We start from the raw sequence: 10,771 nt of genomic DNA on the forward strand, positions 1-10,771 counted from the left end.
ACCGGGCACTCATGACCGCTGACGCGACCCCCGCGCTGGTCGAGGACAGGCAGACGGCGGCCGGGCCGCGGGTACGCAGGCGTTCCCCGTACCCGCGGTACCTGGCGGGCAAGGTGGCCGGTGCGGCCGTCTCGCTGCTGGCCGTCCTCGTCACCAGTTTCTTCCTCTTCCGGCTGATCCCCGGCGACCCGGTGAAGACCATGACCGGCGGCCGTCAGGTCTCGGCCGAGCAGCTGGCCGCCTACCGCGAGGAGTTCGGGCTCGACCTGCCGTTGTGGCGGCAGTTCACCGACTACTGCGGCAAGGCGCTCACGGGCGACTTCGGCACGTCGTACCAGTTCCGCGCCCCCGTGGTCGACAAGATCACCGAGGCGCTGCCGAACACCCTGCTGCTCACCGGCACCGCCTTCGTCCTGTACACCGCGCTCGGCATCTTCCTGGGCACCCGCTCGGCGTGGCGGCGCGGCGGGCTCGGCGACCGGGTCAACACCGGCCTCGCGCTCACCCTGTACTCCATCCCGTCCTTCTGGCTCGGGCTGCTGCTGATCATCGTGCTCTCGGTGGGCATCGGCCCGCTGCCGGGCCTGTTCCCGACCGGCGGCATGGAGTCGGGCGGCGAGGAGGGCTTCGGTCACGTCCTCGACGTGGCGCACCACCTGGTGCTGCCGGTGGTGACGCTGGTGGCGGTGGAGTACGGGCAGACGCTGCTGGTCACGCGGTCGGCGCTGCTGGACGAGATGGGCAGCGACTATCTGACGACCGCGCGGGCCAAGGGGCTGCGGGACGACCTCGTACGCCGCCGGCACGCCGTGCCGAACGCGCTGCTGCCGACCGTGACGCTGATCTTCATCAACCTGGGCCGGACGGTGGCGGGTGTGATCCTCGTGGAGACGGTGTTCTCCTGGCCGGGCCTCGGCGGGCTGTTCTACCAGGCGCTGAGCGTGCCCGACCTGCCGCTGGTGCAGGGCCTGTTCTTCGTGTTCGCCGCCGCGGTGATCCTGATGAACACCCTCGCCGACCTGGTGTATCCGCTGCTGGACCCCCGGGTGGCCCGATGACGACGACGACCGGACCGGCCCCGAGCCCGCGCGCCCTCGCCAGGCAGCGCCGCCGGGCGTCCGTCGCCCGCTTCTGGCGGCAGTACCGGGCGGAGCGGGCGGGGCTGTACGGCCTGGCCGTGCTCGTCCTGTGCGCGCTGCTGGCGCTGTTCGCGCCCCTGTTCGTCGGCTCCGACGTGAGCAGCGTGACGGACGCGCCGGGGCGTCCGATGCAGAGCCCGAGCGCCGAGTTCCCGCTCGGCACCGACCAGTTCGGCCGGGACCTGCTGGGCCTGGTGATCTGGGGCTCGCGCGTGTCGCTGCTGGTCGGGCTGCTCGCGGCCGTGCTGTCGGTCGCGATCGGCACCCTGATCGGGGTGACGGCCGGGCACTTCAAGGGCTGGTACGCGACGGTGATGATGCGGGTCACCGACTGGTTCCTGGTGATGCCGACGCTGGTGCTGGCGATCGCCCTGGCGACCGTGATGTCCCGCTCGCTGACCACGACCGTCATCGCGATCGGCGTCACCACCTGGCCGACCACGGCCCGTCTGGTGCGCGCCCAGACCCTCGCCGTGGAGACCCGGCCGTACATCGAGCGGGCGAAGGCGCTCGGCGGCGGCCACTGGCACATCATGTCCCGGCACGTCCTGCCGAACGTGATGCCGCTGGTGCTGGCCCAGACGACCCTGATCATCTCCTCGGCCATCCTCGCCGAGGCGACCCTCGCCTTCCTCGGCCTCGGCGACCCGACGGTCGTCTCGTGGGGCGGGCTGCTCCAGGACGCGCGGGAGGCGGGCGCGGTCAGTGCCGGGGACTGGTGGTACCTGGTGCCGCCGGGCATCGCCATCGCCGTGGTGGCGCTGGCGTTCACGCTGTGCGGACGGGCCGTGGAGTCCGTCCTCAACCCCAGGCTGGGGGTGTCGCGTTGAGTCTCCTCGACGTCAGGAACCTGACCGTGACGTATCCGGGCGGGGCCGCCGCCGTGCGCGGGGTGGACCTGCGCCTGGACGCGGGCCACAAGCTCGGGCTGGCCGGCGAGTCCGGCTGCGGCAAGTCCACGCTGGCCCTGGCCCTGCTGCGGCTGCTGCCGTCCGGGACCCGTGTCACCGGTGAGGTCCTGCTGGACGGCGAGGACGTGCTGGCGATGAAGTGGGGCCGGGTGCGGGCGGTGCGCTGGGCCGGCGCCTCGGTCGTGTTCCAGGGCGCGATGCACTCCCTGAACGCCGTGCACCGCGTCGGCGACCAGATCGCCGAGCCGATCCTGCTGCACCGGAAGGCGACGCCGGCCGGGGCGAGGAAGAAGACCGGCGAGCTGCTGGAGCAGGTCGGTCTCCCCGCCGCCCGTGCCGGCGCCTACCCGCACGAGCTGTCCGGCGGCCAGCGCCAGCGCGTCATGATCGCCATGGCGCTGGCCTGCGACCCCCGGCTGGTCATCGCCGACGAGCCGACCACCGCGCTCGACGTGATGATCCAGGCCCAGATCCTGCGGCTCATCGAGCAGCTGGTCGCGGACCAGGACCTCGGCCTGATCATGATCAGCCACGACCTGGCGGTCCTCGCCGACACCTGCGACCGGCTGGCGGTGATGTACGCGGGCCGGGTGGTCGAGGAGGGCCCGGCCCGGCAGGTGTACGAGGACGCCCGGCATCCGTATGCCAAGGCCCTGTCCGCCGCGTTCCCGCGCATCGGCGATCCGGGCTCCCGGTTCGCGCCGCAGGGGCTCGCGGGCGACCCGCCCGACCCGGCCGCGCTGCCGTCCGGGTGCACGTTCCACCCCCGGTGCCCCGTGGCGCTGGAGTCATGCGCCGAGCAGGACCCGGCGCTGCGGGAGGCGGGGCCGGAGCGCCGGGCGGCCTGCGTCCTGGCCGGGCCGCCGCCGGACGTGCCCGACGCGGAGCCTCAGGATCCGGAAGCGCTGCAGGAAGCGAGGCCCGGCACGCCATGACCCTCTCCCCCACGGCCCCCGACGTCACCACGGCGCCTCTGCTGAGCGCCAGGGGCCTCCACGTGACCTTCCCCGGCCGGCACGGCGGTCCCCGGGCCCGCGCGGTGGACGGGGTCGACCTCCACATCCGGCGCGGCGAGATCGTCGCCCTGGTCGGCGAGTCCGGCTGCGGCAAGACGACCCTGGCGCGCAGTCTGCTGGGCCTGGTGGAGCCGACCGCGGGCCGGGTGACCTTCGACGGCCGCCCCCTGGACTACTCCGGCCGGTCCCTGAAGGCGTACCGCAAGCGCGTCCAGCTGGTCCTCCAGGACCCGAGCGGCTCGCTCAACCCCCGGCACACGGTGTACGACGCGGTCGCCGAGGGCCTGCGCATCCACGGCTACGGCGGCGACGAACGGACCGCGGTCGCCGAGGCGCTGTCCCGGGCCGGCCTGCGTCCCCCGGAGCGTTTCTTCCTGCGCTACCCCCACGAGCTGTCCGGTGGGCAGCGCCAGCGGGTCGTCATCGCGGGCGCGCTGGTCCTGGAACCCGAACTCCTCGTCGCCGACGAGCCGGTGGCGTCCCTCGACGCCTCCGTGCGCGGCGAGATCCTCGCCCTGCTGCTCCGGCTGCGCACCGACCTCGGCCTGTCCGCGCTGGTGGTCACCCACGACCTGGGCCTGGCGTGGAACATCGCCGACCGGGTGGCGGTGATGTACCTGGGCCGGATCGTGGAGACGGGGGCGGTGGAGCAGGTGCTGACGGCACCGCGGCATCCCTACACGCAGGCGCTGCTGTCGGTGCTCCCGGAGGCCCCGGGCACGCCGGTGGTCCTCACGGGCGAGCCCCCGGACCCGTCCCGAATCCCGTCAGGGTGCCGCTTCCACGTGCGCTGCCAGATCCTGGCGGGTGGAGAGGCGGAGCGGGCGGGCGTGGCGGACGCGTGCAGGCACCAGGCCTTGGAGGTGCTGAGCGGGGACGGTGACTCGCAGGTCGCCTGTCACTGGGCGGTTTCGCACTCGCCCCTTAGGGGCGCGGGGAACTGCGCGACAAGCCCCCACACACCCGCAGACGGCCCACCAGCGAACTAGGCAGCCCCGTCGGCCGCCACCAACTCCCTGCACTTCTCGACGTCCTCGGCCATCTGCTCCAGGAGACCCTCGAGCGTCTCGAACTTCGCCTGCCCCCGCACGAACGCCAAGAAGTCGACCGCGACGTGCAACCCGTACAGATCGAGCCCCACCCGGTCGATGGCGTAGGCCTCCACCGTCCGCTCGGTCCCCTCGAACTGCGGGTTCGTGCCGACGGAGATCGCCGCCGGCATCGCCTCGCCCTGGGCGTGCAGCCACCCGGCGTACACACCGTCGGCCGGGACGGCCGTGTGCGGCAGCGTCTCCACGTTGGCGGTGGGGAAGCCCAGTTCGCGCCCGCGCTGGGCGCCCCGGACGACGACGCCCTCCACCCGGTGCGGCCGGCCCAGGATCTCCGCGGCGCCCTGGACGTCGCCCTCGGCGACCAGACGCCGGGTCAGCGTGGAGGAGAACGGCTCACCGCCGCCCGCCTCGCCGGTCACGTACAGGTCGACGACCTCGACCTCGAAGTCGTAGGTCTTGCCCTGCGTGGCGAGGAACTCCACGTTGCCCGCGGCCTTGTGGCCGAAGCGGAAGTTGGGGCCCTCGACGACCGCCTTGGCGCGCAGCTTGTCGACGAGCACCTTGACGACGAAGTCGGCCGGGGACAGCTTCGAGAACTCGGTCGTGAAGGGGAGGATGAGCACCGCGTCCACACCCAGGTCCGCCATGAGTTCGGCGCGGCGGTGGTGCGGCGCGAGCAGCGGCGGATGGCTGCCGGGGCGGACCACTTCGCTGGGGTGCGGGTCGAAGGTGACGACGACGGCGGGCACGCCCAGCTCCCGTGCGCGGCCCACGGCATGCCGGATGATCAGCTGGTGTCCGCGGTGGACTCCGTCGTAGGAGCCGATGGTGACGACGCTGCGCCCCCAGTCCTGGGGGATGTCCTCCAAGCCACGCCAGCGCTGCACTGTGCCTGCTCCTTGTCGAAAGCTCGTCGAACCCGTGTCCGGTCGGTTGTCCGTGTTGCCTCGTGCGCAGGTCTAAGGGTGCCATGCCGGGTCGCCGCCGCCCGCATCGGCATGGGGGCTGTGACCGGGCGCACGGCACCCCGCGCCGGTCAGGCGGGGACGCGTACGCCCGCCAGGTTCTCGATCGTCCGGTGGCAGCTCGGCCCGACCAGCGCCGCCCACTCCCCCGGCGCGTCGGCCAGCCAGCCGGCCACGCGGGCGGCGAAGCCGGGCACGTGCCGGGCGAGATCGACCAGGGCGCGGTCGAAGCGGCGCGCGCCCTCCGGGGTGCGGGAGAGGAGCAGGCCGATGCGGCGGACGAGGTCGCGCAGGTCGTCTCCGCCGTTCCGGGCGGCGGCGTGCAGCAGGGCGTCCAGGACGTCGGTGTCGTGCTCGCGGGCGAGGAGGGCGTCGCGCAGTTCGCGGCGCAGCGGGCGGGAGGCGGGGATGCCGGGCGGGGTGAGGACGGTGGCGAGGGCGCACCGCAGCCGGACCGGGCCGCCCTCCAGCAGGCCGGTGACCAGGGGCAGGAGCACGGCGCGGGCGGCGGGGCCCCGGTCGAGCCGCTGGTCCACGTAGGCGGCCGCCTGCCCGGCGAGTTCCGGCCGCCGCTCCACCGCCTCCCGGAGCAGCGTGGCGACCCGGCGGGCCAGGCCGGGCGGGGTGGCGTCGGCGAGGGCCCGCAGGGCGTCCTCCGGGTCGGGCCGCTCCAGCCGCGCGGCGAAGGCGCCGAGGACCGGCTCGGGGCAGGCCGGGAGGGCACGGGCCAGCGCGTCCGGCGGGAGCTGCGGGTCACCCGCCGCGAAGTGCTCCAGCGCCCGTGGCAGGTACCGGGCCCGGGTGTGCGGGTCCTGGACGAGGAGGGCGAGGGCGCCGCCGTGCAGGGCGCGGTCGGCGGGGCGGGCGAGCAGGGTGAGGGCCGCGTAGCGCAGGAGGGCGCGGTCGCCCCCGGCGGTCGCGTGCGGCGCGACGCGCAGCCCGTGCTCCATCGCGGCGCGCCGGCGTGCCGGCCGCTCGTCGCGTGCCCACCGGTCGACGGCCCGGCACACCGCCGACGGTTCCTCTTCCGCCAGCACGGCCAGCAGCTCCCCGGCCCGTCGGTGCGCGCGGTCGACGAGCACGTCCGCCAGCTCGTCCAGGGCGGTGTGGCGGTGGGTGTGCAGCAGCGCCTGGGCGGCCGTGGCCACGGTCGCGTGCGGGGTGGCGGGCAGGGGCTGCTCGTCGTCGAACCAGTCGGCGAGCAGGGGCTGGACGGCGGTGGGGTCGGCGGCGAGCAGACCGGCGACGGCGTCCAGGAAGCGCGGGCCGGCCTCGCACGGCGGGCCGTCGGCGTGGACCAGCCGCCTGAGCAGCGCGCAGCGCACGGCCTCCGGCAGCCGCAGCCCCGTCCAGAAGGCGGGCCCCGCCTCCTTGGGCACCGGCCGCCCCAGCCGCCGCCAGGCCACGATCCGGTCGGCGAGCAGCCGCAGCACCTCGATGTACGGCGTCGCGTCGGGCACGGCGGCCAGGGTGCCGGTGAGCAGCCGGGCGGCCCACCAGGACCGGGGGTCGGCGTCCAGGGCGTGCACCAGGTCGGCGAGACGGGCGGCCGGCCGGTCCGTGCCGTGCTGGCGCGCGAGGCACAGCAGGGCCTGGACGACGGGTCCGACGCGGTGGTGCGGGACGGGGTCGGGCTGCGGGCCCTCGCGGCGGTGGACGAGGGCGTGCAGGGCCTCGTCGAGGTCGAGGTGCATGCCCTGGAGCCAGTCGGCGAGTTCCTCGTGGGCGAAGCGGTAGCCGGGGCCGGCGGGCACGAGCAGGCCCTCGGCGAGGACGGCCGACGCCCAGCCGGTGGTGCCGCCGAGCCGGGCCGGGGCGGGCCCCCACGGGAACACCTCCTCGAAGGTCTCCCGGTCCAGGTCCCCGGGCCCGGGGCCGAGGCTGCGCCGGGCGGCCTCGTGCACCTGCCCGGCGACCTTGGCGGCCAGCCGGCGTACGGCGGTGCCGCGCAGGCCGTTCCCGGCGGCCAGGCGCTGGGCGACGCGCAGGGACATCAGGTCCAGGTAGGCGGAGAGGACGCCGTCCCGGTCGGTGGTGCCGGCGTGCGGGGGGCCGGGGGCGTCGGCGAGGGTGGCCCTGACCTCGGCGAGCAGACGGAGGGTGAGCGGGTGCCGGGCGTCGGCGGGGACGAGGGCGCTCTCCGGGATGCCGTGGCGCAGGCGGGCCTGCCTCGCCTCCTCCTCGGTGAGGTCGCCGAGACGTACGCACGCGGGCCGGTCCAGGAGGTCCGACACCTCCTCCCAGTACTCCGTCCGGCATGCCACGACCAGGCGCACGCCCGTCTCCCGCAGCCACCGGACCGTCCCGTCCGTCCAGTCGGCGAGGCGGCGGGCCAGGGCCGGCGGCATCTCCTCCGGGTTGTCGAGGAGGAGCAGCAGGGGGCGGCCATGGGAGCCGGCGAGGCGGGCGAGGCGCTCGGGCGCAGTGTCGCCCGGGTCGACGGGGAAGGGGGCGCGCGCGGCCGCCACGACGGGGAGGGCCCGGGTCAGTGCCCGGCGGGCCGCGTCCGCCACCGACCCGTCCTCCTCGCGCAGTTCGCAGCCGCGCAGCCACAGGGTGGGGTGCCCGTCGCGGCCGCGGCGGGCGGCGAGCGCCGCGAGTTCCGTCGTGCGGCCGCTGCCGGGTGGCCCGACGAGGCCGAGTACGGCCGCCGGGCCCGCCGTGAAGGCGTCGATCCCGGCGATCACCGCCGCCCGTTCGACCGGTTCCGGGAGTCCGGTGCCGCCGGGCGGGCCGTCCAGCCCGGCCGATGTGCCGGTCAGCTCCAGCACCCCGGCCAGGTTGAGGTCGGGGCCGTAGGCGGGCACCGTCGCCGCGTTCTCGGCGAGCAGGCCGGCGAGCGGTCCCGGCGCGCCGGGCACCCGGGCGTGCAGCGGTACGGCGAAGCCGACGTCGCGGTGGCCGGAGCTGAGCGCCGTGCCGAGCACGCCGACGACGGCGCCCGTCCCGGCGTCGAGCACGGGGCCGCCGGCCGCTCCGCCGCCCAGTCGCAGCGCGTCCCGCCCTGCCGTGCCGACCGCGAGCTCCAGCGCGCCCTCCACGCTGTGGTAGCGGTCCGTGGCCGCGTAGGTCACGTCGGTCGTGCCCAGCACCCGCGCCTCGCGCCAGCCTCCGGCGGCGATCCGCACGTAGGCGCCGGTTGCCGCGCCGCCCCGCACGGTGACGGGCAGCGGCGGCACGCCGAGCCCCTCGGTGCGGACAAGGGCGAGATCGAGCGCGGGGAGCGGGGTGACGGCCTCGGCGGTCACGACCCGGGTCCGGTCGCCGGCGCCGTACAGCACGAGCCGGGACAGTCCGTCGACGGCCTCGTGGCTGGTGACGAGCGTGCCGTGGTGGTCGGCCAGGAAGCCGGTGCCCCGGGGCCGGCCGGCCAGGTCGTGGATGCGGACGAGAGCCTCGCCGGGGGCCGCCCGGTCTGCGTACGCTGTTCCGGTTGTCTGTTGCGCTGTTCCGGGGTGGTCCTGGGAGCCTGCTGCGCTGTCGTGTGTCTCCCGGGACCGGTTCCGCGACGTCATCGTCGAGCCTCCCCGCCGTACACCCGTGCCCTTGTGTTCGACAGTAGGGGCGGGATGATCAGCGGGACAGATCGCTCTGCGAAAGCGCCCCCTTCCGCTCCCCCGGTTCACTCCGAGCGCCCGCACAGACGGGTGAAGGAAGCGGGGCGGCTGGATACACCCTAGGGGTGGGGGAACCGAGGGGGGACCGTGGAGCGGCGGCAGTGGAGGTACCCCGTGGTCGCCGCTCCACGGGCGGACGGCGCCCCGCGGTCCGTCAGCCGAAGACGGCGAGGCTCTTGGCCTTGCCCCGCTGTTCCTCGACGAGGGCGAGGAAGCGGCCCTCCGGGTCGAAGACGGCGACGGGGCCGGAGCCCGCGTACTGGTCGGGCATGTCCAGCCGTACACCGTTGGTCAGCAGCTTGGCCCGGCGGGCGTCGACGTCCCAGCGGGGGAACGCGGCCGCGGCGGCCTCGGCGACCGGCATCACGGTCAGCTCCTGCTGGAGCTGGTCCAGGGTGCGGGCCGCGTCCAGCTTGTAGGGGCCGACGCGGGTGCGGCGCAGGGCGGTGAGGTGTCCGCCGACGCCCAGGTCGGCGCCCAGGTCGCGGGCGAGGGCCCGGATGTAGGTGCCGGAGGAGCAGACGACCGACACGACCAGGTCGAGCACGGGCGTGCCGTCCTCGGCGACGGCGTCGCGGACGTCGTGGACGCCGAAGGACGAGACCGTCACGGGCCTGGCCGGGATCTCGAACTCCTCGCCCTCCCGGGCCCGCTTGTAGGAGCGCACGCCGTTGATCTTGATGGCGCTGACCTTGGACGGCACCTGCATGATGTCGCCGGTCAGCTTGGCGACACCGGCGTCGACGGCGTCCCGGGTGACCCGGGAGGCGTCGGTGGAGGAGGTGATCTCCCCCTCGGCGTCGTCCGTGAGGGTGTTCTGGCCGAGCCGGATGGTGCCCAGGTACTCCTTCTCGGTCAGCGCGAGGTGGCCGAGGAGCTTGGTGGCCTTCTCGACGCCGAGGACGAGGACGCCCGTCGCCATCGGGTCGAGGGTGCCGGCGTGCCCGACGCGTCGTGTCCTGGCGATGCCGCGCATCTTGGCGACGACGTCGTGCGAAGTGAAGCCCGACGGCTTGTCGACGATGACGAGGCCGTCGGGCGTGGTGTGCTTCTGGGTCATTCGGCGGTGTCGTCCGTCTCGTCGTCCTCGTCCGGCTTGCGGTACGGGTCGGCCTCACCGGCGTACTTCGCACCGGCGGACGCCTCGCGCACCTTCGCGTCGGACTGGCGCGCCTTGTCGAGGAGGTCCTCGATGGTGCGGGCGTTGTCCGGCAGGGCGTCCATGACGAAGGTCAGGGTCGGCGTGAACTTCACGCCAGCGGCCCGGCCCACCTCGGAGCGCAGGATGCCCTTGGCGCTCTCCAGGCCGGCGGCGGCCGCCGCGCGCTCCTCGTCGTCCCCGTACACGGTGTAGAAGACGGTCGCCTCCCTGAGGTCACCCGTGACCCGGGTGTCCGTGATGGTGACGTGCGAGCCGAGCCGCGGGTCCTTGATCCCGCGCTGCAGCTTCTGGGCCACCACCTCTCGGATGAGGTCCGCCAGCCTTTTAGCCCGCGCGTTGTCGGCCACTGGTCCGTCTCCCGTTCTTTCCTGTCCGGTTCGTTCTGGGGTTCGTCAGTCGTCTTCACCGTGGAAGCGCCGCCTGACGGACAGCAACTCCACCTCGGGGCGGGCGGCGACCAGCCGTTCGCACCGGTCGAGCACCTCGCTCAGGTGCCCCGCGTCGCCGGAGACCAACGCCAGGCCGATGACGGCCCTGCGGTGGAGGTCCATGTGGTCCACCTCGGCCGCGCTCACCGCGTACTTGCGCTGGAGCTCGGCGACGATGGGGCGGACGACGGAGCGCTTCTCCTTCAGCGACCGTACGTCGCCGAGGAGCAGGTCGAAGGACAGAGTCCCCACGTACATGTGTGTATCCGGATGACCCGCCGGTACGGGATCGGTGGCCCTGCCGGTATGGGTGGCAGGGACACCAGGAACGTTACCGCGAACGGGGCGGGTGCTCGATCGGGTTTTCCCGCGCGCACCGCGCCCCAACGGCCCACCGGCCCGCCTACCTCCGCTACGCGGTGGAGGCGTCCCTGCGCCGGCTCGGCACCGACCGGATCGACCTGTACCAGTACCACGAACC

The 10,771-nt window shown here is 74.6% G+C and carries 9 protein-coding genes; 4 read left to right on the forward strand and 5 right to left on the reverse strand.

Annotation, left to right across the window (positions count from 1 at the left end):
* The first annotated feature begins 11 nt into the window (after window positions 1–11).
* From ABZ948_RS33485 to ABZ948_RS33500, 4 genes are read left to right on the forward strand one after another with little or no spacing between them, the layout of a single operon-like run.
* Complete coding sequence (locus tag ABZ948_RS33485) at window positions 12–1,058, forward strand: ABC transporter permease (protein ID WP_359765970.1); 1,047 nt, start codon at window positions 12–14, stop codon at window positions 1,056–1,058.
* Window positions 1,055–1,969 (forward strand): ABC transporter permease, encoded by a 915-nt coding sequence (locus tag ABZ948_RS33490; RefSeq protein WP_359765972.1) that lies wholly within the window; start codon window positions 1,055–1,057, stop codon window positions 1,967–1,969. The genes ABZ948_RS33485 and ABZ948_RS33490 overlap by 4 nt, the downstream gene beginning before the upstream one ends.
* Entirely contained in the window at window positions 1,966–2,985 is a 1,020-nt protein-coding gene (locus ABZ948_RS33495; RefSeq protein ID WP_359765974.1) for an ABC transporter ATP-binding protein, read from the forward strand. Before ABZ948_RS33490 ends, ABZ948_RS33495 begins: the two co-directional genes overlap by 4 nt.
* Entirely contained in the window at window positions 2,982–4,055 is a 1,074-nt protein-coding gene (locus ABZ948_RS33500) for an oligopeptide/dipeptide ABC transporter ATP-binding protein (RefSeq protein WP_359765976.1), read from the forward strand. Before ABZ948_RS33495 ends, ABZ948_RS33500 begins: the two co-directional genes overlap by 4 nt.
* Here ABZ948_RS33500 and ABZ948_RS33505 read toward each other — a convergent pair.
* The 5 genes from ABZ948_RS33505 to ABZ948_RS33525 form a co-directional block, all read right to left on the reverse strand.
* On the reverse strand, window positions 4,052–5,005 hold the full coding sequence (locus tag ABZ948_RS33505) for a bifunctional riboflavin kinase/FAD synthetase (RefSeq protein ID WP_359765978.1): 954 nt from the start codon (window positions 5,003–5,005) through the stop codon (window positions 4,052–4,054). The two genes, ABZ948_RS33500 and ABZ948_RS33505, sit on opposite strands and share 4 nt — an antisense overlap.
* 149 nt (window positions 5,006–5,154) lie before the next feature.
* On the reverse strand, window positions 5,155–8,598 hold the full coding sequence (locus ABZ948_RS33510; RefSeq protein ID WP_359765980.1) for a trypsin-like peptidase domain-containing protein: 3,444 nt from the start codon (window positions 8,596–8,598) through the stop codon (window positions 5,155–5,157).
* 256 nt (window positions 8,599–8,854) lie between these two features.
* Complete coding sequence (truB, locus tag ABZ948_RS33515; protein ID WP_359765982.1) at window positions 8,855–9,760, reverse strand: tRNA pseudouridine(55) synthase TruB; 906 nt, start codon at window positions 9,758–9,760, stop codon at window positions 8,855–8,857.
* Entirely contained in the window at window positions 9,757–10,209 is a 453-nt protein-coding gene (rbfA, locus tag ABZ948_RS33520; protein ID WP_311688512.1) for a 30S ribosome-binding factor RbfA, read from the reverse strand. The genes truB and rbfA overlap by 4 nt, the downstream gene beginning before the upstream one ends.
* Window positions 10,210–10,254: 45 nt before the next feature.
* Complete coding sequence (locus ABZ948_RS33525) at window positions 10,255–10,548, reverse strand: DUF503 domain-containing protein (RefSeq protein ID WP_010042759.1); 294 nt, start codon at window positions 10,546–10,548, stop codon at window positions 10,255–10,257.
* Window positions 10,549–10,771 lie beyond the last annotated feature (223 nt).

Source organism: Streptomyces olindensis, assembly GCF_040645895.1.
GTDB lineage: Bacteria > Actinomycetota > Actinomycetes > Streptomycetales > Streptomycetaceae > Streptomyces > Streptomyces olindensis.

Bases quoted from the DNA above. Each gene is read 5' to 3' on its own strand.
- ABZ948_RS33485 (WP_359765970.1), top strand. From the start codon at position 12: ATGACCGCTGACGCGACCCCCGCGCTGGTCGAGGACAGGCAGACGGCG.
- ABZ948_RS33490 (WP_359765972.1), top strand. From the start codon at position 1,055: ATGACGACGACGACCGGACCGGCCCCGAGCCCGCGCGCCCTCGCCAGG.
- ABZ948_RS33500 (WP_359765976.1), top strand. From the start codon at position 2,982: ATGACCCTCTCCCCCACGGCCCCCGACGTCACCACGGCGCCTCTGCTG.
- ABZ948_RS33510 (WP_359765980.1), bottom strand. From the start codon at position 8,598: ATGACGTCGCGGAACCGGTCCCGGGAGACACACGACAGCGCAGCAGGC.
- truB (WP_359765982.1), bottom strand. From the start codon at position 9,760: ATGACCCAGAAGCACACCACGCCCGACGGCCTCGTCATCGTCGACAAG.
- ABZ948_RS33525 (WP_010042759.1), bottom strand. From the start codon at position 10,548: ATGTACGTGGGGACTCTGTCCTTCGACCTGCTCCTCGGCGACGTACGG.